This window comes from Ferrovibrio sp. (assembly GCF_017994015.1).
Taxonomy (GTDB): Bacteria; Pseudomonadota; Alphaproteobacteria; order Ferrovibrionales; family Ferrovibrionaceae; genus Ferrovibrio.
This window is the reverse complement of the sequence record NZ_JAGOLP010000017.1, coordinates 21693-42914: the sequence shown is the minus strand read 5'-3', so window position 1 is coordinate 42914 and position 21222 is coordinate 21693. Positions and strand designations below refer to the sequence as shown.

The 21222-nt window shown below is 63.3% G+C and carries 20 protein-coding genes; 7 read left to right on the top strand and 13 right to left on the bottom strand.

Annotation, left to right across the window (positions count from 1 at the left end; all coding sequences use genetic code 11):
• Nucleotides 1–1011, top strand: a complete 1011-nt coding sequence (locus tag KBB36_RS10865) for an SMP-30/gluconolactonase/LRE family protein (protein WP_290980139.1) — start codon at nucleotides 1–3, stop codon at nucleotides 1009–1011.
• A 43-nt stretch (nucleotides 1012–1054) separates the two neighbouring features.
• The gene (locus KBB36_RS10860) at nucleotides 1055–3022 is read left to right on the top strand and encodes an acetoacetate--CoA ligase (protein WP_290980136.1); all 1968 of its coding nucleotides are present in this window, start codon (nucleotides 1055–1057) and stop codon (nucleotides 3020–3022) included.
• A gap of 4 nt (nucleotides 3023–3026) precedes the next feature.
• On the opposite strand, the gene KBB36_RS10855 is transcribed toward KBB36_RS10860, so the two are convergent.
• The 6 genes from KBB36_RS10855 to KBB36_RS10830 form a co-directional block, all read right to left on the bottom strand.
• Complete coding sequence (locus KBB36_RS10855; RefSeq protein ID WP_290980133.1) at nucleotides 3027–3941, bottom strand: DMT family transporter; 915 nt, start codon at nucleotides 3939–3941, stop codon at nucleotides 3027–3029.
• Between the two features lie 58 nt (nucleotides 3942–3999).
• Nucleotides 4000–5937: a HAMP domain-containing sensor histidine kinase gene (locus KBB36_RS10850; RefSeq protein WP_290980130.1), complete on the bottom strand. Its 1938-nt coding sequence runs from the start codon at nucleotides 5935–5937 to the stop codon at nucleotides 4000–4002.
• Between the two features lie 124 nt (nucleotides 5938–6061).
• Nucleotides 6062–6535: a signal peptidase II gene (gene lspA / locus KBB36_RS10845; protein ID WP_290980127.1), complete on the bottom strand. Its 474-nt coding sequence runs from the start codon at nucleotides 6533–6535 to the stop codon at nucleotides 6062–6064.
• An 8-nt stretch (nucleotides 6536–6543) separates the two neighbouring features.
• A complete protein-coding gene (gene ileS / locus KBB36_RS10840) occupies nucleotides 6544–9381 on the bottom strand; it encodes an isoleucine--tRNA ligase (RefSeq protein ID WP_290980124.1) in 2838 nt (945 codons plus the stop codon).
• Between the two features lie 180 nt (nucleotides 9382–9561).
• Nucleotides 9562–10506: a bifunctional riboflavin kinase/FAD synthetase gene (locus KBB36_RS10835; protein ID WP_290980122.1), complete on the bottom strand. Its 945-nt coding sequence runs from the start codon at nucleotides 10504–10506 to the stop codon at nucleotides 9562–9564.
• 5 nt (nucleotides 10507–10511) lie between these two features.
• Entirely contained in the window at nucleotides 10512–10949 is a 438-nt protein-coding gene (locus KBB36_RS10830) for a MaoC family dehydratase (RefSeq protein ID WP_290980120.1), read from the bottom strand.
• A 130-nt stretch (nucleotides 10950–11079) separates the two neighbouring features.
• Here KBB36_RS10830 and KBB36_RS10825 point away from each other — a divergent pair, with 130 nt between their 5' ends.
• Nucleotides 11080–11868: an HAD-IIB family hydrolase gene (locus KBB36_RS10825; RefSeq protein WP_290980118.1), complete on the top strand. Its 789-nt coding sequence runs from the start codon at nucleotides 11080–11082 to the stop codon at nucleotides 11866–11868.
• Here KBB36_RS10825 and KBB36_RS10820 read toward each other — a convergent pair.
• A complete protein-coding gene (locus KBB36_RS10820) occupies nucleotides 11865–12971 on the bottom strand; it encodes an EAL domain-containing protein (protein WP_290980116.1) in 1107 nt (368 codons plus the stop codon). The genes KBB36_RS10825 and KBB36_RS10820 overlap by 4 nt on opposite strands.
• Before the next feature lie 199 nt (nucleotides 12972–13170).
• On the opposite strand from KBB36_RS10820, the gene KBB36_RS10815 reads away from it, so the two are divergent.
• Both KBB36_RS10815 and rlmJ read left to right on the top strand, forming a co-directional pair.
• Entirely contained in the window at nucleotides 13171–13665 is a 495-nt protein-coding gene (locus KBB36_RS10815) for a glutathione peroxidase (protein WP_290980220.1), read from the top strand.
• Between the two features lie 10 nt (nucleotides 13666–13675).
• Entirely contained in the window at nucleotides 13676–14536 is an 861-nt protein-coding gene (gene rlmJ / locus KBB36_RS10810; protein WP_290980114.1) for a 23S rRNA (adenine(2030)-N(6))-methyltransferase RlmJ, read from the top strand.
• Here the strand turns inward: rlmJ and KBB36_RS10805 are convergent.
• Complete coding sequence (locus tag KBB36_RS10805; protein WP_290980112.1) at nucleotides 14533–15054, bottom strand: nuclear transport factor 2 family protein; 522 nt, start codon at nucleotides 15052–15054, stop codon at nucleotides 14533–14535. The two genes, rlmJ and KBB36_RS10805, sit on opposite strands and share 4 nt — an antisense overlap.
• A gap of 62 nt (nucleotides 15055–15116) precedes the next feature.
• Between KBB36_RS10805 and KBB36_RS10800 the strand changes: the two genes are divergently transcribed.
• Entirely contained in the window at nucleotides 15117–15608 is a 492-nt protein-coding gene (locus KBB36_RS10800; RefSeq protein WP_290980110.1) for a low molecular weight protein-tyrosine-phosphatase, read from the top strand.
• A 36-nt stretch (nucleotides 15609–15644) separates the two neighbouring features.
• Nucleotides 15645–15866: a hypothetical protein gene (locus tag KBB36_RS10795; RefSeq protein ID WP_290980107.1), complete on the top strand. Its 222-nt coding sequence runs from the start codon at nucleotides 15645–15647 to the stop codon at nucleotides 15864–15866.
• A gap of 35 nt (nucleotides 15867–15901) precedes the next feature.
• On the opposite strand, the gene glcF is transcribed toward KBB36_RS10795, so the two are convergent.
• From glcF to ykgO, 5 genes are all read right to left on the bottom strand, one after another.
• Nucleotides 15902–17200: a glycolate oxidase subunit GlcF gene (gene glcF / locus KBB36_RS10790; protein ID WP_290980104.1), complete on the bottom strand. Its 1299-nt coding sequence runs from the start codon at nucleotides 17198–17200 to the stop codon at nucleotides 15902–15904.
• Nucleotides 17200–18429 carry a glycolate oxidase subunit GlcE gene (gene glcE, locus KBB36_RS10785; RefSeq protein WP_290980101.1) on the bottom strand — a complete coding sequence of 410 codons (1230 nt, stop codon included), beginning with the start codon at nucleotides 18427–18429 and terminating at the stop codon, nucleotides 17200–17202. The genes glcF and glcE overlap by 1 nt, the downstream gene beginning before the upstream one ends.
• A 2-nt stretch (nucleotides 18430–18431) precedes the next feature.
• Complete coding sequence (locus tag KBB36_RS10780; protein ID WP_290980098.1) at nucleotides 18432–19919, bottom strand: FAD-linked oxidase C-terminal domain-containing protein; 1488 nt, start codon at nucleotides 19917–19919, stop codon at nucleotides 18432–18434.
• Nucleotides 19913–20656 carry an FCD domain-containing protein gene (locus tag KBB36_RS10775; RefSeq protein ID WP_290980095.1) on the bottom strand — a complete coding sequence of 248 codons (744 nt, stop codon included), beginning with the start codon at nucleotides 20654–20656 and terminating at the stop codon, nucleotides 19913–19915. Before KBB36_RS10775 ends, KBB36_RS10780 begins: the two co-directional genes overlap by 7 nt.
• 179 nt (nucleotides 20657–20835) lie before the next feature.
• Nucleotides 20836–20961 carry a type B 50S ribosomal protein L36 gene (ykgO, locus tag KBB36_RS10770; protein ID WP_290980092.1) on the bottom strand — a complete coding sequence of 42 codons (126 nt, stop codon included), beginning with the start codon at nucleotides 20959–20961 and terminating at the stop codon, nucleotides 20836–20838.
• Between the last annotated feature and the right edge of the window lie 261 nt (nucleotides 20962–21222).

Here is a 21222-nt window from a genome sequence, read left to right as displayed (position 1 = left end):
ATGAACCCGCTGAAAAATTTCCGCGTCACCCGCGACGATTTCAAATTTGCCGGGCAGGATTTGCAGCGCCCGGAATGTATCCTGGCCGAGCGTGATGGCACGTTATGGTCGGCGGATGCGCGCGGCGGCGTGATGCGCATCGCGCCGGATGGCAGCCAGACGCTGATCGCGCAGCAGCCCGATGTGCGCTTCTCCGCCACCGGCGATCTGGCCAAGCGTTTCACCGAAGGCACCTTGCCGAATGGCCTGGCCTTTGCCGCCAATGGCGACATCCTGATTGCCAATTTCGGCACCGATTGCCTGGAAGTGATGGATCGCCAGGGCAAGAGCCGCGTGCTGCATGACAGCATCGACGGCCAGCCGATTGGCAAGGTGAACTTCGTGCTGCGCGACAGCAAAAACCGCCTGTGGGTGACGGTTTCAACCCGGATCAAAAACTGGATGGAAGCAGTGCGCCCCGGCCTGGCCGATGGCTATATCGCGCTGGTGGACGAGCATGGCATGCGCGTGGTCGCCGATGGCCTGCGCTTCACCAATGAAGTGCGCCTGGATGCCAAGGAGGAATATCTCTACGCGGTGGAAACCTGCGGCCGTTGCATCACGCGGTTCCGGGTTGGCGATGATGGTTCGCTGAGCGGGCGCGAAACCTATGGCCCGGCGGATTTTGGCCCGGCCGGCTTCCCCGATGGCTGCGCGTTTGATGCCTATGGCAATCTGTGGGTGACATTGGTGATGGCTGAACGCCTGATCGCGATCACGCCGGAACGCGACGTGCTGACATTGTTTGATGATGGCAACCCGGCCGCCATCGCCGCTTTGGAAGCCGCCTATCAGGCCGGCACAGCAGGGCCGGCCGAAATGATGGCGGCACGCAGCAGCCTGACACCCTGGATGGCCAGTGTCACTTTCGGCGGCCCCGATCTGCGCCATGCCTATATCGGCACTTTGTTTGGCGACCGCATTCCATATTTCCACTCTCCGGTGCCTGGCCTGCCCATGGTGCATTGGTAGCGGGTTGCGTTAAGCTGCGGCAAAAGAATCCCCGGAGGAAAACATGACCGCGTCTGAAAAGCCGCTCTGGACTCCCACGCCCGAGCGTATCCAGCGCAGCCAGTTGCAGCGTTACATGACCTGGCTGAAGCAGGAACGTGGCCTCGACTTCGCTGATTACGACGCGCTGTGGCAATGGTCGGTGGCAGATATCCGCGCCTTCTGGGCCAGCATGTGGGATTTCTTCGAGATCAAGGCCTACAAGCCCTATGCCCAGGTGCTGGCCGATGCCCGCATGCCCGGCGCACAATGGTTCAGCGGCGCCGAACTGAATTACGTTGACCAGATCCTGCGCCACGAAACCACGGCGCGGCCGGCGATTCTGTATGCTTCCGAAACCGAAGCCATGCGCGAGTTGAGCTGGGCTGACCTGCGCCAGCAGGTTGGCGCCGTGGCCGCACATCTGCGCCGGCGCGGTATCCAGCGCGGCGACCGCGTGGTGGCCTATGCGCCCAACACGCCTGAAACCCTGATCGCTTTCCTGGCCACCGTGTCGCTGGGCGCGGTGTGGTCAATCTGCGCCCCGGATATGGGTTTGCAGGCGGTGCTGGATCGTTTCAAGCAGATCGAGCCGGTGGCGTTGTTTGCCGTGGAAGGCGTGCATTACAACGGCAAACCGATGGACAAGCGCGACATGGTGCGCGAGATCACCGGCGCGTTGCCCAGCCTGCGTGATGTGGTCCTGCTGCCGAGCAAGGCCGAAGCCGTAAACCTGCCGGCCAAGCTGACCGTGGCGCGCTGGGCCGAGATTCTGGCCCAGCCGGCGGCAATCCAGGTTGAGCCGGTGCCGTTCGATCATCCGCTCTGGGTGGTGTATTCCTCCGGCACCACCGGCCTGCCCAAGCCGATTGTGCATGGCCATGGCGGCATCGTGCTTGAGATGCTGAAGATGATGCAGCTGCACAATGACATCGGCCCGGATGATGTGTTCCACTGGTATTCCAGCACCGGCTGGATCATGTGGAATGCGCAAGTTGGCGGGCTTTCCACCGGCGCCACCATCGCGATATACGATGGCAGCCCGGCCTGGCCGGATTGGGGCCGGCTGTGGCGCTTTGCCGGCGAGGCCAAGCTGACCTTCTTCGGCTCCGGTGCCGCCTTCTATGCTTCCTGCCTCAAGGCCGGGATCAAGCCGCGCGACCTGGCCGATCTTTCGGCCTTGCGCAGCGTCGGCTCCACCGGCTCGCCGCTTTCCGAAGATGCCTATGCCTGGATCTATCGCGAATTGGGCGATATCTGGCTGTCGCCGATTTCCGGCGGCACTGATTTTGCCGGCGCTTTTGTGGCCGGCTGCGTGATGCTGCCGGTTTATGCCGGCGAAATGCAGGTGCGCTGCCTGGGTGCTGATATTCAGGCCTATGATGAAGCCGGTAAACCGCTGGTGGATGACGTGGGCGAACTGGTCTGTGTGCAGCCGCTGCCCTCGATGCCGCTGTATTTGTGGAATGATCCGGATGGCGAACGCTACAAGGGCAGCTATTTCGATGTTTATCCCGGCATCTGGCGCCATGGCGACTGGATCAGGATCACACCGCGCGGCGGCTCGATCATCTATGGCCGCTCGGATGCCACCATCAACCGGCTCGGCCTACGCCTCGGCACGGCAGAAATTTATCGCGCCGTGGAAGAATTGCCGGAAATCCTGGATAGCCTGGTGATCGACCTGGAATATCTTGGCCGCGAAAGTTTCATGCCGCTCTTTGTGGCACTACGCGACGGGCTGCTGCTGGACGATGCCCTGAAGCAGCGCATCAACCAAGCCATCCGCGATGCGGTTTCGGCCCGCTTCATCCCCAGCGACATCCAGCAGGTGGCGGAAGTGCCGCGCACACTTTCCGGCAAGAAACTGGAAGTGCCGGTGAAAAAAATCCTGCTCGGCCAACCACCCGAAAAGGTGGCCAATCCGGGCGCCATGAGCAATCCGGCCAGCCTGGCCTGGTTTGCCGATTACGCCCAGCGCATGCCGAAATAACAGCTCATTTCAACTGCGCGCGGCGCGCCAGGTAGATGCCGAACAGCACCACCAGGCCGCCGCCGATCTGCAAGCTGCTCAGGCCCTCGCCAAGCCAGAGCCAGCCGAAGAAGGCCGCCGCCACCGGCTGCACCAGCACCACCAGCGATGAGAATGAGGCCGGCAGATGGCCCAGCGCATAGGCGATCAAGCCCTGGCCCAGCGCATGGCTGATCCAGGCCAGGCCAAAAAGCGTGAACCAGCCCTGCAACGTGGCCGGCATGAAGGCTTCGCCCATCAGCAAAGCCGCCGGCAGCAAAGCCAATGCGCTGACCAGGGTGGACCACAGCATCAACGATTGGGTGCCATGGCGGCCGCGCAGCTTGGCCACGGCAATCATGTAAACGCCATAGAACAGCGCCGTGATGAAGGCCAGCATGTCGCCAAACACATTGGTGCCGCCAAGCTGGAAGCTGGAACCAACCAGCATCAGCGCGCCGCAGATTGCCACCAGCATGGCAATCAGAAACTGCCTTGTAATGCGTTCGCGCAGAACCAGCCAGGCGCCGAGTGTGACGATCACCGGGGCGAAATTGCTCAGCAGCGTGGCATTGGCCACGGTGGTGTATTTGATCGCCAGATGCCAGAAAAACAGATCGCCAGCAAATAACAGCCCGGGCAGCAGGATCAGCGCCAATGGCGGCAGACCACCGGTTTCCGCTGCCGTGCTGGGGCGCGGCGCGCGCAGCCACCACCACAGCCAGAGCGGCGGCAAGGCCAGGAAGGTGCGGTAGAAGCCGGTGGCGGTTGGCCCTACTTCCGAAAGCCGCACAAAGATCGGTGAGAAGGCGATGGCCAAGGCGCCCAGGATCAAGGCGGCAAGCGCCAGACTCTGCTGGCGCTTGGTGGCGGCGGATAAGCTTGGCGGGGGCGTTTCCATGCCGGATCGTTACGCCCGGCGCGGCGCCGGCTCAAGCCCCGGCAGCATTGCAACGGGATTATTTTACCAAATGGGCCGGAAAGCGTGCCAAGGCCGTGGTGCCCTCGCCCATCGCCGAGATGATATCCAGGCTGCCACCATGCAGTTCCATGAATTTGCGGCTGATCGCCAGACCAAGGCCGGTGCCTTCGCTGCGCCGCCGCACGCTGGGATCACCCTGCCAGAATGGCTCGAAGATACGGCCAACATCTTCACTGCGGATGCCGATGCCGGTATCGCGCACCTGCAACACCACACTGCCATCTGCCTCAACCTTGCAGGAAATCCGCACCACACCGGCCGCCGGGGTGAATTTGATCGCATTCGACAGCAGATTGAGCAACACCTGCTTCAAGGCCCGCGCATCCAGGTTGAGCAATGGCAACTGATCACTGGTGATCTCATTGATCAGCGTGACGCGACCTTCGCGGGCGCGGCCCTTCACGATGGTGAGGCAATCCTCCACCGCCTGGCCGATATCGGTCGGCTCCAGCGATAATTCGTAGCGCCCGGCCTCGATCTTCGACATATCGAGAATATCGTTGATGACATTGAGCAGATGCCGCGCACTGATGGCAATATCCTGGGCATAGTCGAAATAGCGGTCGGACGAGGCGCCCCACATGCGCAGCACAATCACCTCGGCAAAACCAATCACGGCATTCAGCGGCGTGCGCAATTCATGGCTCATATTAGCCAGGAATTCGCTCTTTGCCCGATTGGCGGCAATGGCATGTTCGCGCTCACGCGACAGGCTGACCGCCAGCCGCTCCAGATCGTCGGCCTGGGCGCGCAACTGCGTATTGGCCTGGTCCAGAGCTTGCTCGGCGCGTTTGCGCTCGGTGATGTCGGTGGCAATCGACAACACGCCGAAGATGCGGCCTTCGGCATCTCGGATCGGCACCTTGCTGACCAGCGATGTGGTGGATGCCCCCTGCGGATCGGTGAAGGTGTTTTCGTAATTCAGCACCGCTTGCCCGGTCTGGGCCAGAATACGGTCATGCGCCAGCGAATCATCAATGAAATGCTGCCGGCTGGCGGCATCCAGGCCGGGCAGCGGCACATCCTGGATATGCTTGCCATAGGCATTGCCGGTATCGATGCCAAAAAGCTGTTCAGCCGGGCGATTGAGCAGCAGATAGCGGCCCTCGGCATCCTTCACTGTCACCCGCGCCGGCAGGTTATCCAGCACAGAGCGCAGCAATTGCCGTTCACGATCCCGATCATCCAGATGCCGCGCACTGGCGCCGAGAATGCCGTTGATGCGGCTGGTGAGCAGGCCGAATTCATCATCCTGATGCTGCGGCGGCGCTTCCAGCCGGCGTGCGCTTGGCGCCTGCGCATCCACCTGATCCAGTTGCCCGAGCAGGCCCAGCAACGGCCGCGTCAGCGTGTAGTAAAACAGCACCGCCAGCACCAGCGCGAGAATCAGGTTGCGCACAAAACCGGTGACCAGCACCACCCAGATGCGGTTCAGCACATCGCGGCTGAATTGATCCGCATCCACCACCACACGCAACTCGCCAACCAATTCCTGGCCTCGGCTGGCAAAAAGCGGCCTGGTATGGGTTTCATCCTGCAAGCCGGCCAGCCGGGTGAGCCAGTTGGGCGCGGTTTCCTCACGCTGCTGTGCCGCCATGCGGCGACCATAATTGTCATACACCTCGGCGCGCAGGATCGGGCCATACAGCAGCAGGCCATTGACCACGCGGGCGGCAAGCTGTTCGTCCAGCGCATAGGCCGCCTGCGCTGCGGCCTCGGTCAGCATATCCATCACCTGGGCCACGCCGCTATTGCGATTGGCCATCTCGCCGCGAATATCCAGCACAAGCTGGTAGATGCTGGAAATGAAGCCCAGCACCAGCGCGGCAAACACGGCAACCTTGACCTGCTTGGTGGAAAGCCGGCGGCGCCAGGGTATGCCCAATCCGGGCATGCTCATGCGCGGCGCGTCCATTCGCAGCCGCCAGCCTGTTTGCCCAGGATATTTCCGTGCGCCCCGCTCATCCAATCCGCCGCCTGTTACAGTTGCAAGCTTGCCACTTTTTCAACAGCGGCGCAATGTAACGCTGAATTCTACATTAGTTGCGGCGCGGCAGGAATGAATCGAGCAGCAGCAGGCCAACGCCAACAACGATGGCGCAATCAGCGATATTGAAGGCCGGCCAATGCCAGCCGAAAAGATGAAAATCAAAAAAATCCGCCACCGCGCCAAAGCGCAGGCGATCCAGGATATTGCCCAGCGCGCCGCCGATCACCAGGCCCAGCGCCAGCGCCACCAGGCGGTTGGGGCCGCGCCACAACCACACCAGCAGCCATAATGTGATGGCCGCCGCCGCCGCGATTAAAATCCAGCGCCGGCTATCATCGGCATCGCTGAACAGGCCAAAGCTGACGCCGCGATTCCATACCATCACCAGGTTGAAGAAACTGGTGATTTCGATGCCACCGGGATGCTGCGCCATCAAGTCAAGCAGCGGCGCCTTGCTGGCCTGGTCGGCCACCAGGATCAGCAAGGCCAGCAGCAATCCGAGCAGACGCGGCTTCAGCAGCATGGGCAAGCTCAGCCTGCCGCCGGGAGAATCGACACGGCATCAGCGCAGCGCTGGCACAGGTCGTCATGGCCCTGCACATGGCCCACTTCGGGCAGCACCTGCCAGCAGCGTTCGCATTTGATGCCGCTGGCACTGCGCGGCAACGCGCCAACGCCCTTCACATCCTCCAGCCGGAAAGCCTCGGCGGGCGCTTCGCCCACCTGCACCTGCACCGCCGAAGTGATGCAGATTTCCGCGAAGTCGATACCGGCCAGGGCATCAGCATCTTCCTGGGTGACAAATACCTGCGGCGCGGCCTGCAAGCTGGAACCGATACGCTTGGCAGCACGTTCGATTTCCAGCGCACCGGTAACCACGCGACGCACGCTGCGCACCCGCTCCCACTTCGCCGCCAGTGCCGCATCGGCCCAGGCCGCCGGCAGATCGGGGAAAAGTTCACGATGCACGCTGCCATCTTCGCTCGGATGCCGGATCAGCCAGGCCTCCTCGGCGGTGAAGCAGATGATCGGCGCCAGCCACTTGGCCAGGCAGTCAAACAGGATATCCAGCACCGTGCGCGCGGCGCGGCGGCGGATGGTGCCGGGCGCATCGCAATACAGCGCATCCTTGCGGATATCAAAATAGAAACCTGACAGGTCAACGGCGCAGAAATTGTAGAGCGCCACATACATGCGGTGGAAATCGTAGCTCTCGCAGCTTTCGCGCACCGTCTGGCTCAACTCAGTAAGGCGATGCAGCACCCAGCGTTCCAGCTCCGGCATCTGCTCCACCGGCAGCCGCTCGCTTTCAGCAAAGCCGGCCAGATTGCCAAGCAGATAACGCAGCGTGTTGCGCAAGCGGCGATAAGCATCCACCTGGGCCTGGATGATCTTCGGCCCGACCGAGAGATCCTCGTTGTAATTCGCCGAAGCAACCCAGAGCCGCAGGATATCGGCGCCGGATTGTTTGATGACATCCTGCGGCTCGACCGAATTGCCGAGCGACTTGGACATCTTGCGGCCCTTCTCGTCGAGGATGAAGCCATGCGTGAGCACGGCATCATAAGGCGCGCGGCCGCGTGTGCCGCAGCTTTCCAGCAACGAGGAATGGAACCAGCCGCGATGCTGGTCAGAGCCTTCGAGATAGAGCGAGGCCGGCCATTGCAGATCGGGGCGCTGCTCCAGCACAAAGGCATGGGTGGAACCGGAATCGAACCAGACATCCAGGATGTCGGTCACCATCTTCCAGTCATCGGCATTATATTGGTCCCCGAGGAAATCCGCCGGCTTGGCCGTGAACCAGGCATCGGCGCCGCCCTTGAGGCAGGCCTGCACGATACGTTCATTCACCGCTTCGTCGCGCAGCAATTCGCCGGTCTGCTTATGCTCAAACACCGTAATCGGCACGCCCCAGGCGCGCTGCCGGCTGATCACCCAATCGGGCCGTTGCTCAATCATGGCATAAAGCCGGTTGCGGCCCTGCGGCGGGTAAAACGCCGTGGCGTCGATGGCCGCCAGCGCCTTTTTGCGCAGGTCGTTGGTGGCCATGGAGATGAACCATTGCGGCGTGTTGCGGAAGATCAGCGGCGCCTTCGAGCGCCAGGAATGCGGATATTGATGGCGCAGCCGGCCACGGCCAAGCAGGCCGCCGGCATTGGTCAGCGCCTCAATCACCGCCAGATTGGCGCCGCCTTCCTTGCCGGCATCATCCAGCACCCGCTTGCCGGCAAAGAGCGGCACATGCGGGAAATAGCTGCCGTCTTCATCCACCGTATGCGGCACTTCGATGCCGTTGGCGATGCCCAGCGCGTAGTCATCGGCGCCATGGCCCGGCGCGATATGCACAAAGCCGGTGCCGGCATCCAGGGTGACAAACTCGCCGGCCAGCACCGGCACGTCATAGTCAAAACCCTGGCCGCGCAACGGATGGGCGCAAATCGTGCCGAGCAGATCGGCGCCGCTCAGCCGCGCCACCTCGCTATATGCCTCGATGGCGCAGGCCTTGACCACCTGGGCCACCAGCTCGGCCGCCACCACAACCTCATCGCCCGGCCGCGCCAGCGATTTCTCGCCCACCGCATCAACCCGCAGGCGCACATACGCCGCATCCTGCTTCAGCGCGATGGCGCGATTGGCCGGCATGGTCCAGGGCGTGGTGGTCCAGATCACGATGCTGGCGCCGGCCAAGGCAGCCTGGCTCGGCTGCACCACTGGGAATTTCACGAAGATGGTATGCGAGGTGTGTTCCTGATACTCCACCTCGGCTTCGGCCAGGGCGGTGCGTTCAACGATTGACCACAAAACCGGCTTCGAGCCTTTGAACAGGCCGCCATTCATCAGGAATTTCTGGATCTCGCGCACAATCTGCGCTTCCGCGGCAAAGCTCATCGTGGTGTAGGGATTGTCCCAATCGCCCACCACGCCCAGCCGCTTGAATTCCTCGCGCTGCACGGCAATCCAGTGATCGGCGAAATCGCGGCATTCCTTGCGGAACTCGTCGATCGGCACGTCATCCTTGTTCTTGCCGGCGGCGCGGTATTTCTCTTCGATCTTCCATTCGATCGGCAGGCCGTGGCAATCCCAGCCCGGCACGTAATTGGCATCGAAGCCCAGCATCTGCCGCGTGCGGTTGATGGTGTCCTTCAGGATCTTGTTCAGCGCATGGCCAAGATGCAGGTTGCCGTTGGCATAGGGCGGGCCATCATGCAGGATGAATTTTTCGCGGCCCGCGGCATCGGCGCGCAGCTGCTTGTAGAGATTGTTGCGGCTCCAGCGGGCCAGGATTTCCGGCTCCTTGGCCGGCAGCCCGGCCTTCATCGGAAAATCGGTGGCGGGCAGGAATACGGTGTCGCGATAGTCTTTGCTCATGACGTCACTCGGGGCGTCGCGCTATGAACGCGGAAATGTGGCAGAAAACGGCGAAGAACCCGGCCCTTACAGAAGGACCGGGCGGCTAATTCGCGCAAGCCGCAGCGGGCAGGGATAACCGAATTCGCTAGACATGACGGAGATTTAGCATCCCTGACCGGCGCTGTCGAGCGAGCGCCCCTACCCCGCCAATATCCGGCGCGCTTCCGCTGCATCGGCGGCGATCTGCGCCTTGAGGGCGTCGAGGCCGGCGAATTTCTGTTCCGGGCGGATGAAGCCGATGAAGGCGACGCGCAAGATCTGGCCGTAAAGATCGCCGGCAAAATCGAACAGGTTCACTTCCAGCGCCACTTTGTCTTTGCCGAAAGTGGGGCGCAGGCCGAGATTGGCGACGCCGGGGATGACTTGCCCATCGGGCAGGATAGTCCGCACGGCATAGACGCCGAGCTTCGGCACCAGGAAATCGCCCATATCAACATTGGCGGTGGGGAAGCCGATGGTGCGGCCGCGCTTGTCGCCATGCAACACGCTGCCCTCGATCTCCCAGGGCCGGCCGAGCAATATATTGGCGGCTGCCGGCTCGCCAGCTTGCAGCAGGGCGCGGATGCGCGAGGAGGAAAACGCGCCGGCCGCATCGCCTTGCGCGGTCACCACGCTGACACCGATGCCGCCGCCGGTTTGCGGATCGGCGCAGAGCCGGTGCAGGGCGGCAGTATCGCCGGCACGGCCCTTGCCGAAGGTGAAATCATAACCCACCACCACATGTGCGGCGCCCAGATCGCGGCGCAGCACATTGCTGACAAAAGCCTCCGGCCCGAGCGCGGCAAAGGCGGCATCAAAGGGCAAAGCCAGCAAGGCATCGGCGCCGGCCTGGGCCAGCAGGCGGGCTTTCTGCGCCAGGCCATCAAGCCGGAAAGGCGGCGCATCTGGCATGAAAAAACGCCGCGGATGCGGCTCGAAACTCATAGCCAAAACCGGTGCGCCATCTGCCTGCCGCTGCGCCTGCCGCTGCGCCTGGGCCACCAAGGCACGATGGCCCAGATGCACACCATCAAAATTGCCGATCGCCACGGCGCCGCCGCGCAAGGCGGCGGGCAGATCGGTGAGAGACTGGATGATCTGCATCAGCGTCAGCGCGGGCGGCGGTTGACCATCAGCGTGGCATCGCCATCCACCACCACGGTATTGCCGACCCGGCATTCACAATCGAATTTCACGCGGCGCTTGTCTTCAACAATCTCGGTCACGGTCACTTTCGCCTTCACGGTTTCGCCCAGCCGCACCGGTGCCTTGAAGCGCAGATTCTGCGCCAGGTAGATGCAGCCCGGCCCGGGCAGCTTGGTGCCGAACACGGTTGAAAGCAAGCTAGCCGAGAGCATGCCATGGGCGATGCGGCCCTTGAACATGCTGGCTTCGGCAAATTCCTGATCGATATGCACCGGGTTGGTATCGCCCGATACGGCAGCGAAGAGCAGGATATCGGCCTCGGTTACGGTTTTGCTGAACATTGCCGACATGCCAACGGACATATCTTCAAGGAAATAGCCATGCTGATCGAGCTGGGTCATCGGCACACTTTCACGGGGCTGATACGTTGACGGGGCGGATCGGGGCGGCGACTATACTGACTGCCCAAAATACCGGCAAGCGCCCCTCCCGGGCCGGCCTCTCCCCCTTTCGGACCCCCCACACGCCATCATGCAGCCGCTTTCCGCCCTGAAGCCCCAGGCCAGCCAGATCCGTTACCTGCTGACCGACATTGACGACACGCTCACCAGCCATGGCCGACTGGAAGCCCGCGCCTATGCCGCGCTGGAGCGGCTGGAAGCCGCCGGCATCCGCGTGGTGCCGATCACCGGCCGGCCGGCCGGCTGGTGCGACATGATCGCGCGCTTCTGGCCCTGCTCCGGCATTGTCGGCGAAAATGGCGCGCTTTACATGCGCTATGACCGCGCGGCGCGGAAGATGCAGCGCCGTTTCTGGCAGGATGATGCCATGCGCCAGGCGGCGCGCAGCAAGCTTGCGGCCCTGGCCGAAACCATCCTGCGTGATGTGCCAGGCTGCGCGCTGGCTTCCGATCAGCAATATCGCGAATGCGACCTGGCGGTGGATTTCTGCGAGGACGTGCCGCCACTGCCGGCCGAGGCGATCGACCGCATCGTGGCTTTGTTCGAGGCGGCGGGCGCCACTGCCAAGGTCAGCTCAATTCATGTCAATGGCTGGTTCGGCGCCTGGGACAAGCTGAGCATGACCCGCGCCTTCTTCGCCGAATGTTTCGGCGCCGATCTGGATGCGGTGCGCGAGCAAGTGGTGTTCAGCGGCGACAGCCCGAATGACGCGCCGATGTTCGGCTATTTCCAGTATTCGGTGGGCGTGGCCAATGTGCGGCCATTTCTGGAGCGGATCGCCGCGCCGCCGAAATTCATCACGCCATCGGAAGGCGGCGCCGGCTTTTGCGAATTGGCGGATTTGCTGCTGGGCAGTTAAGCGGCCTTGGCCAGCTTGGGACTTCCGAACAGGTGGCCCTGGCCCAGTTCAAAGCCCAGATCGGCCAGTTGCAGCAGATCCTGCTCGGTTTCCACCTTGGCCGCCACCGGCTCGATCTCATGCCGATGGCACAAAGCCAGCAAATCCTCCAGCGCCACCGGCGCGCGCCGCACTGCCACCGGATCAAGCAGCAGGCGCGCATCCAGCTTCACAAAGCGCACGCCGCGCCGCGCCAGGCCGGCGATATCCAGATCAAGGCTGTCCACACTATCCACCGACAGCGCAAAGCCCAGGGCGCCAAGCTTTTGCAGCCGATGCCAGCCGGCACCATCCAGCTTGAGCAGGCCACGATGCGAAAATTCCAGGATCAGCGTGCCGGCGCGTTCCCGCTCGCGGCGCAGAAAATCATGCAAAGCCTCAAACGCTTTTGCATCGGCCAAAGCCGCAGTGGAGATATTGCAGAAAAACCCGACATGGCGGGCGCGGGCTTCCAGCTTGCGCACCAGTTGCACACCGCGCAACAGCATCAGGGCATCAAATTCGGCCGCCAGCCCGGCAGCGGCCAAAGCCGGCAGATGCGCGCCGGGCGACAATTCGCGGCCCTCGGCATCGCGGGCGCGGGCAAAAAGTTCCACATAGCGCAGCTTGCGCATCGGCAGCCGCACCACCGGCTGCACATGCAGTTCCACCCGGTTATGGTTCAGCGCATCGCAAACGGCGGCAAAAAGCGCCGCATCGTCGGCGGTTTCGTTATCCTGGGCTGGTTCCTGGGCTGCTGTCTCGGCCGGCCTTTGCACCTGCGGCGGCAAGGTCAGACGCGGCTCGGCGCGCTGCTGCGATTGCGGTTGCGGCGGCGCCTCTATTGTGGTGGTGCTGATCGGCACCCGGCTGGCCATGCGCTCGATCTCGTCCAGCAGCAGATTCTGCACCCGGAAGCGCTCATAGCGCTCGCGCAACGCCCAAAGCAGGCCGGTGATTGCCACCACCAGCAGAACAAACGGTGCCGGCAGCCATTCCGGCGCCAGCCGCGATAGCCCAACCGCGCCGATCAGGCCAAACAGGCCACAGGCGATGAAACTCAGAAAACCCGGAATGCTCGGCATGGCAGCATCAACCCTGGCCGTGGCGACTTTCGGCGCTATAGTTAGCAATGCTCAACCCTATGGCGCCGGCGTTAACACCGGCTTAAGAATTCAGACAATGGACAAAGTCATGGCCTTCCTGCGCCGCCACCTGCTGCAAGCCGGCCTCGGGCTGCTCACCCTGGCCTCCCTGCCCTTTCCAGCCAAGGCAAAAACCGGCATGACGATGCATGATTTTGAACTGCCCGCCATCGACGGCACAAAGCTGCCGCTGAAGCAATTCAAGGGCAAGGTGGTGCTGCTGGTGAATACCGCCTCGCAATGCGGCTTCACCCCGCAATACACTGACCTGCAAGCCGTGTGGCGCCAGTATCGCGAGCGCGGCCTGGTGGTGCTGGGAGTGCCATCGGATGATTTTGGCGGCCAGGAACCGGGCACCGCCAGCCAGATCAAGGAATTCTGCGAAGTGAATTTCGACGTGGATTTCCCGTTGGCCGACAAGCAGGTGGTGGTGGGCGACAAGGCGCACCCACTGTATAAATGGCTGCATGCCGAGCTTGGCGAGGTGGCCCGGCCGCGCTGGAATTTCCACAAATACCTGATTGATGGCGAAGGCCGGGCGGTGGACTGGTTCTCCACCATGACCAAGCCCACTGAAGCCAAGGTGCTGAAAGCCATCGAGGCGCAACTGGCGAAATTGTCGCCCGCCGGGTAAAACCCCCGGCATGAATTACCGTCACGCCTATCATGTCGGCAACCATGGCGATGTACTGAAACATGTGGTGCTGCTGCACCTGCTGGAAGCCCTGCGCGCCAAGCCGGCACCGTTTCATCTGCTCGACAGCCATGCCGGTATCGGGCTTTACGATCTGGCAGCCGATGCCACTCAGCGCGGCGGTGAATACCGGCTCGGCATCGGCGCCGTGCTGGCCGATCCGCAGGCAGCAACTGCCCTGCCGCTTTACTGGGCGGCGCTGAAGCAGCTTAATCCGGCCCTCGAACTCGGCGGCGCCGGGCTGCGGCATTATCCCGGCTCGCCCTGGCTGATGCAGCAGGCATTGCGCGAAGCCGACCGCCTGGCGCTGGTGGAACTGCACCCGGAAGATAACGAAACACTGCGCATCAATATCGGCGGTGATGCCCGCATCGGCATTCACCGGCGCGATGCCTACGAGGCCCTACGCGGCCTGCTGCCGCCGACGCCCCGGCGTGGCCTGGCGCTGATTGATCCGGCCTATGAGCAGCGTGATGAATTTGAGCGGATCGGCCGCGCCCTACTGGCAGCGCATCGGCGCTGGCCGGTGGGCCAGATCGCGCTGTGGTATCCGATCAAGGATGCGGGCAGTGTTGATGCCTGGGCCAAGGCGCTGGCGCGTGACGGGCTGCCGCCCAGCCTGCGGGTGGAATTGCTCATCCGCGCTGCCACGGCGCCCGACCGGCTCAATGGCTCCGGCCTGCTACTGCTCAATCCACCCTGGCGGCTGGATCAGCAGCTCAAAGGCCCGCTGGCCTATCTGCTGACGCGGCTGGGCCGCGAACCCGGCGCGGCAACTAGGCTGGAATGGCTGGTCAGACCTAAAGACTAATGAATCGAACGCGACGGCGGCTGGTCGTCGCCGTCATCATCGTCGTCATCATCGTCGTCTTCCAAATCATCATCATCGCCGGCCTCGGCGAGCAGGACTTCCTCGTCCTCCTCATCCTCGTCGCCATCGTCGTCATTGCTGGCAGCGCCGGGCGGCGGCGTGGTCACCGGGCCGGCCTGATGATAAGCCAGTTTCCAGGTTTTGCCTTCGCGCACAAAGGTATTGGTGGCCACCAGATAGGTGTCGTCCACCTTCTCGTAACACACCACAATGCCCACATCGCCCCAGCACACGGCTTCGGCACCGGCGGTTTCCACCTCGGGCGCCGCCGGATTGGCCAGGATACGCTCCCAGCTATCCAGCACCGCCTCGCGGCCAAAAAGCGGCGGCCAGCCGGGATGAATGCAGCCAATCGGCTGGTCCTTGGCCCATAAATCGGCCATCGCCGCCATATCACGGTCGGTGAAGGCGGTATAAAAAGCCTCATTGGCAAAAAGCAGGGCAGTCTCGTCTCGCATGGCGGCATTTTACCGCCGCAAGGGAGGCTTGCGGTAGCCTCGGGCGACGGCAAAATGGTCTCATGCACATATTGATGATCTGCACCGGGAATATCTGCCGCTCACCCACCGCCGAAGCGGTGCTGCGGCATCATCTGCACCAGCAGGCTTTGCACACCAGCGTGCAGGTCGATTCCGCCGGCACGCATGACTACCATATCGGCGACCCGCCCGATCCGCGCAGCATCCGCACCGCCCGGGCCGGCGGCATCGAGATCGGCAACCTGCGCGCCCGCCAGCTTGTTGCCGCCGATTTCCAGCGCTTTGACCTGCTGCTGGCGATGGACCACGGCCACCTGCACGCGATGCAGCGGCTGTGCCCGCCGGGATTGCGGGATAAGCTGCGGCTTTACCTGGAATTTGCCCCCGATCAACCGCTGCGCGAGATGCCAGACCCGTATTACGGCAAGCAGGATGGATTCGATCTGGTGTTACAGCTCTGCCATCAGGCCAGTGCCGGATTAATTGATCATATCCGTATGGTAACTTCATCCTCTGGTAATGACCGGCTATAATCCGGCCCAAAAGAGCCCAATCCCCAGGATAAAACCATGCGCCGACTATTTTTCACCCTGACCCTGCTGCTGCCCCTGCTGCCGGCGCCCCTTCTGGCCCAGGCCGGCAAGCCGGCCGAGAAAAAATCCCATGCCGAACTGGTGCAGGAATGCATGAGCGACATCATGCGCGGCCTCAAAGTGGGCCAGACCATGACCTCGCATCAGCGCATGCAGGCCGAGCAGCAATGCCGGGCCTATGCTGAAACCAAGAAATAAGGCCGTTACAGTCCGGCGGGCTTTGGCCCGCCACTCTAAAATCCGGCGGGCTTTGGCCCGCCGGTGGCCCAATCCAGCCATTGCACGGTATGCAGCACCGGCAAGGCCTTCCCGCCGGCTTCCAGCCCCCCCGCAATCTGCACCAGGCAGCCGATATTGCCCGCCGCCACGGCATCGGCGCCCACGGAGCGGATATTTGCCGCCTTGCGATCGCGCAACTGGGTTGCCAATTCGGGTTGCAGCAGATTGTAGGTGCCGGCAGAGCCGCAACAGAGATGGCCTTCCGGCACATCGCTCACCGTGAAGCCGGCGCGTTGCAGCAACTGCTTCGGCGCCTGGGTGATCTTCTGGCCATGCTGCAAGGAACAGGCGCTGTGATAGGCCAGCTTCAATGCCGGGGCGCTGCCATCGGGCTTGATCTCCAGATCCAGCAGCACTTCGCTGATATCCCTGGCCAATGCCGAAACCCGCGCCGCGCGCTCGGCCCAGGCGGCATCGTTGCGCAGCATGAAGCCATAATCCTTCAGATTGGTACCGCAGCCCGAGGCATTGACCACAATGGCATCCAGCCCCTCGCCATCGGCCTCGTTGATCCAGGCGGCGATATTGGCCTGCGCCTTGGCATGGGCGGCGGCCTCGCGGCCCATATGATGCTCCAGCGCACCGCAGCAGCCGCTGCCCGGGGCCACCACCACATCGCAGCCCAGCCGGGTCAACAGCCGAATGGTGGCCTCGTTGATTGCCGGATCAAGCACCTGCTGGGCGCAGCCGGTGAGCAGGGCCACGCGCTTCTTGCGCGCGCCTTCAGCCTTGAACACCTGCGGCAAATCCACGCTTGACGCGGCCGGCAGCCGCTTCGGCGCCATCTGCACCATGCCGCGCAGCTTGGCCGGCAGCAGCCCGGCAAAGGGCCGCGCCAGCATGGCGCCGCGCAAGGCCCAGCGGAAGCGGCCGGGATAGGGCAACAGCCAGGCCAGCAGGCTGCGCAACAGCCTATCACCCAGCGAGCGCTGATAGGTCTGTTCGATATGGGCGCGGGCATGATCCACCAGATGCATGTAATGCACGCTGCTCGGGCAGGTGGTCATGCAGGACAGGCAGGACAGGCAGCGATCCACATGGCGCACGGTTTCTTCCGTCGCCGCCTCGCCGCCTTCCAGCATCTGCTTGATCAGATAGATGCGGCCGCGCGGGCTGTCGCGCTCGTCGCCCAGCAGGGCATAGGTGGGGCAAGTGGCGGTGCAGAAGCCGCAATGCACACATTTGCGCAGGATGGTGTTGGCTTCGGCAATATCCGGATCGGCAAGCTGCGCCAGGGTGAAGCTGGTTTGCATCAGACACCCGCCTCCATGCGGCCCGGATTGAGGATGTGTTTAGGATCGAAACTCTGTTTCACCCGCAGGCTGAGCGCGGCCAGCGCCGCTTCCTGCGGCTGAAATACCGGCAGGGCGGCGCGCAGGGCATCCTCGGCACGGAACAAGGTGGCATGGCCGCCGCCGCTGGCTGCCACCGCCTGGCGCACCAAGCCGGCGCCAGCATCTTCGCTGGGCGGCAGCGCCAGCCAGATCAGGCCGCCGGCCCAGTCATAAAACGCCGCCAGGCCGGGCAGGCTGTGGCGCAGGCTGGCCACCAAAGCCGGGCCTTGCATCGGCGCCACCGAGATACGCCACAACACGCGCTCCAGCGGCAAAGCCAGCAGGCTGGCATCGCGGATTTCACGCCAGGCCCAGGCCGAATTGAGCGAATGCAATTCATCCAGCGCGCCATGCCGGCCCAGCAGATCATGTAACGCGGCGCAGCGCGCCAGCACCGACACATCGGTGCCTTCCACCCGCACCAGCGTGACCGCCTGGCCCGCCGCCGCGATGCGGCCCACTCCGGAACGTGCCGCCATATCGGCCGGCAGATGTGCCAGGCCGGAAACTTCATGCGGCGATTGCGCCGCTTCGGCCAAAGCCTGGACCGCCGCGGCATCACTCAGGCCATAAACCAGGATGGTGCGGGTTTTTTCTGGCGCCGGCAGCACTTTCACATTGGCTTCGACGATGGCGGCCAGGGTGCCGAAAGCGCCGCAGAGCAGCTTGGACAGATCGTAGCCGGTGACATTCTTCACCACCTTGGCGCCGTTCTTGACCAATTCGCCGCGCCCGGTGACAGCCTGGAACCCCAGCAGATGATCGCGCATGGCGCCGATTTTGAAACGGCGCGGCCCGGCCAGATTGGCACCGATGGCGCCGCCCAGCGTGCCGCGCCCCGGCGGCATGCCCCAGAGCGGGCCAAAATCCGGCGGCTCAAATGCCAGGATCTGACGCTGCTCGCCAAGCAGGGTTTCGATATCCGCAATCAGCGTGGCCGGCCGCGCAGTCAGCACCAGTTCGGCCGGCTCATATTCCAGCACACCGCTGAGGCGGCTGAGATCAAGCAGATGTGCGGCCTGCACCGGGCGGCCGAGCCGCGCCTTGCTGCCATTGCCCTGCACGGCCAGCGGCTGGTTTTCGGCGGCGGCCCAGGCAATGGCCTGGCGCACATCCTCGGCGGTTTGGGGCAGGAAAATATCGCTCATGATCAGAACCGTGGAATATCGGGGAAGGCCAGCTTGCCCCGGCTGACATGCATGGCGCCCAGATCGGCGCAGCGATGCAGGGTGGGGAAAACCTTGCCGGGATTAAGCCGGTGATCCGGATCGAAGGCGCATTTGACCCGCTCCTGCTGTGCCAGATCGGCTTCGTTGAACATCGCCGGCATCAGGTCGCGCTTTTCCACGCCCACACCATGTTCGCCGGTCAGCACGCCGCCCACTTCGACACAAAGCCGCAGGATATCGGCGCCGAATTCTTCCGCCTTCTGTAATTCGCCGGGATTATTGGCATCATACAAAATCAGTGGATGCAGATTGCCATCGCCGGCATGAAACACATTGGCGACACGCAGGCCATGTTTCTCCGAAAGCTGGCCCATGCGGGTCAGCACTTCAGGCAGCTTCTTGCGCGGGATGGTGCCATCCATGCAGAGATAATCCGGCGAGATGCGGCCCACAGCCGGAAACGCCGCCTTGCGCCCGGCCCAGAAGCGCAGCCGCTCCTCCTCGCTTTCGGAAACCCGCAGCGACACCGCGCCGCAATCGCGCGCGATGGTGCCGACCCGGCCAAGCAGATCATCCACCTCGGCCGGCGGGCCATCCAGTTCGATAATCAGCAAGGCTTCCACATCGCGCGGATAGCCGGCCTGAACAAAATCCTCGGCGGCGTGGATTGCCGGCCGGTCCATCATCTCCATGCCGCCCGGGATGATACCGGTCGCAATCACCTTGGCCACGCAATCGCCCGCCGCTTCCGAAGTGGCAAAGCCGGCCAGCACGGCACGCTGGCTGGTTGGTTTGGGCAGGATACGCACGGTCACTTCCGTCACCACACCCAGCAGGCCTTCCGAACCGCAGACCACACCGAGCAGATCATAGCCCTCAGCTTCCAGATGTTTGCCGCCGAGCCGGATCACCTCGCCGGTGATCAGCGCCAGTTGCACACCCAGGATATTATTGGTGGTGAGGCCGTATTTCAGGCTATGCACACCGCCGGAATTCTCCGCCACATTGCCGCCAATGGTGCAGGCAATCTGGCTGGAAGGATCCGGCGCGTAATAGAAACCGCGATGCTCCACCGCGCGGGTGATGCCCAGATTGGTGACACCGGGCTGCACCACGGCGCAGCGATTGTCCCAATCGATTTCCAACACCTTGTTAAACTTGCCCATGCCCAGCAGCACGCCATCGGCCAGCGGCAGGGCGCCGCCGGAAAGCGAGGTGCCGGCGCCACGCGGCACAACATTCACGCCACGCTCGTGGCACAATTTCAACACGGCGGCGACCTGCTCGACATTGCTGGGCAGCACCGCCACCATCGGCAATTGGCGATAAGCGGTCAGGCCATCGCATTCATAGGCACGCAGGCTGCGTTCATCGGCGATCACGCCCTCGCCCGGCACGATGCGACGCAGATCGGCGATCAACTCGGCGCGCTGCGCCAGGATGGCGGGATCTGGAGCGGGCATCAGCATGGCACGGTATCCTCTTGCAGCAGGCCGAACCGCGCCGCTGCACCGGCCACATGGGCGCGGGCGGCGGCAGCGGCGGCAATTGGGTCGGCGGCTTCCAGCGCCGCCAGCAGGGCGGCATGTTCGGCCTGGGCGGCGGCGGCATTGCCGGGCTTGAGCGGCAGGCCGGCCCAGGTCAGTTGCCGGGTTTCGGAAAACTGGTGCGCCAGGAAATCCAGGAAACGCTGGATCAGCGGGTTATGCGTGGCGGCAGCAATGGCGGCATGAAAGGCATCGTCGGACACCACGCCGCTTTGCGCCGCCTCGGCGCCCGGCGCGGCCAGGGCTGCCTGCATGGCGGCAAAGGCAGCGCGGATCGCCACCAAATCCTGCGGCTGGCAACGCCGTGCCGCCAGTTCGGCCGCTGCCACTTCGATGGCGCCGCGCAATTCAAAGGCATGGCGCAGGTCGCCGGGTGTCATGCGGAAACTGGTCTGGCCCGGGCGGGCCACCACAAAGGCCCCTGCCCCCTGGCGGCTGGCGACATAGCCTTCGGATTTCAGCCGGGCGATAGCTTCGCGCACCACGGCGCGGCTGACGCCATATTGTTCGGCCAGTTGCTTCTCGGTCGGCAGCTTGTCGCCGGGCGCCAGCGCGCCATCCCTGATCGTGGCTTGCAGCCGGCGCGCCAATTCGCCAGCCAGCCCGAGCGGGCGCGGCAGGTTTTCAGCGGCTTGCTCTTCCCGACCAGCGGCCAGCATCTCGCCTCATATTTGTCAGACAAGCTGACAAATAACCGGCATAACACCGGTTCGTCAAGCCGCCAGAAACGCCAAACGGCCCGGGCGACGGAGTCGCCCAGGCCGTTAATGGCAGCACCAGCCCGACCGAAGTCGGGCGCCCGGCTATTAGCCCAGCCGGTTATTAACCCAGCTGGCTTTTAGCCCTGGCGGGCCTTGAAGCGCGGATTGGTCTTGTTGATCACATAGACGCGGCCCTTGCGGCGCACCACGCGGCAATCGCGATGGCGGGTCTTGGCCGACTTGAGCGAATTGATGACCTTCATGACACGAACCTTGATCTCTATCCCCAGGCGCCAGTGCCGATGCACCGAAACCCAGAGCGGGCAATGAAAAAGCCGACGCGGCGAACCGCCCCGGCGCGGAAAAGCGGGCGGACCATACAAAGCCACCTTGCCCCTGTCAACGGCCCTGTTACCGCCCCTACCATTGGCGAAAAAGCCGCTTTTCCCAGGGCCAGGATAACCAGAAAATACCCGGTAATTAAGAATTCAGAGAGCTTTTCTGCTATTAATGGCACCGAAACA

Excerpts from the sequence above, each read along its gene's own strand:
- KBB36_RS10865 (WP_290980139.1), top strand. The coding sequence starts at position 1 with ATGAACCCGCTGAAAAATTTCCGCGTCACCCGCGACGATTTCAAATTT.
- KBB36_RS10860 (WP_290980136.1), top strand. The coding sequence starts at position 1,055 with ATGACCGCGTCTGAAAAGCCGCTCTGGACTCCCACGCCCGAGCGTATC.
- KBB36_RS10855 (WP_290980133.1), bottom strand. The coding sequence starts at position 3,941 with ATGGAAACGCCCCCGCCAAGCTTATCCGCCGCCACCAAGCGCCAGCAG.
- KBB36_RS10850 (WP_290980130.1), bottom strand. The coding sequence starts at position 5,937 with ATGGACGCGCCGCGCATGAGCATGCCCGGATTGGGCATACCCTGGCGC.
- lspA (WP_290980127.1), bottom strand. The coding sequence starts at position 6,535 with ATGCTGCTGAAGCCGCGTCTGCTCGGATTGCTGCTGGCCTTGCTGATC.
- ileS (WP_290980124.1), bottom strand. The coding sequence starts at position 9,381 with ATGAGCAAAGACTATCGCGACACCGTATTCCTGCCCGCCACCGATTTT.
- KBB36_RS10835 (WP_290980122.1), bottom strand. The coding sequence starts at position 10,506 with ATGCAGATCATCCAGTCTCTCACCGATCTGCCCGCCGCCTTGCGCGGC.
- KBB36_RS10830 (WP_290980120.1), bottom strand. The coding sequence starts at position 10,949 with ATGACCCAGCTCGATCAGCATGGCTATTTCCTTGAAGATATGTCCGTT.
- KBB36_RS10825 (WP_290980118.1), top strand. The coding sequence starts at position 11,080 with ATGCAGCCGCTTTCCGCCCTGAAGCCCCAGGCCAGCCAGATCCGTTAC.
- KBB36_RS10820 (WP_290980116.1), bottom strand. The coding sequence starts at position 12,971 with ATGCCGAGCATTCCGGGTTTTCTGAGTTTCATCGCCTGTGGCCTGTTT.
- KBB36_RS10815 (WP_290980220.1), top strand. The coding sequence starts at position 13,171 with ATGACGATGCATGATTTTGAACTGCCCGCCATCGACGGCACAAAGCTG.
- rlmJ (WP_290980114.1), top strand. The coding sequence starts at position 13,676 with ATGAATTACCGTCACGCCTATCATGTCGGCAACCATGGCGATGTACTG.
- KBB36_RS10805 (WP_290980112.1), bottom strand. The coding sequence starts at position 15,054 with ATGCGAGACGAGACTGCCCTGCTTTTTGCCAATGAGGCTTTTTATACC.
- KBB36_RS10800 (WP_290980110.1), top strand. The coding sequence starts at position 15,117 with ATGCACATATTGATGATCTGCACCGGGAATATCTGCCGCTCACCCACC.
- KBB36_RS10795 (WP_290980107.1), top strand. The coding sequence starts at position 15,645 with ATGCGCCGACTATTTTTCACCCTGACCCTGCTGCTGCCCCTGCTGCCG.
- glcF (WP_290980104.1), bottom strand. The coding sequence starts at position 17,200 with ATGCAAACCAGCTTCACCCTGGCGCAGCTTGCCGATCCGGATATTGCC.
- glcE (WP_290980101.1), bottom strand. The coding sequence starts at position 18,429 with ATGAGCGATATTTTCCTGCCCCAAACCGCCGAGGATGTGCGCCAGGCC.
- KBB36_RS10780 (WP_290980098.1), bottom strand. The coding sequence starts at position 19,919 with ATGCTGATGCCCGCTCCAGATCCCGCCATCCTGGCGCAGCGCGCCGAG.
- KBB36_RS10775 (WP_290980095.1), bottom strand. The coding sequence starts at position 20,656 with ATGCTGGCCGCTGGTCGGGAAGAGCAAGCCGCTGAAAACCTGCCGCGC.
- ykgO (WP_290980092.1), bottom strand. The coding sequence starts at position 20,961 with ATGAAGGTCATCAATTCGCTCAAGTCGGCCAAGACCCGCCATCGCGAT.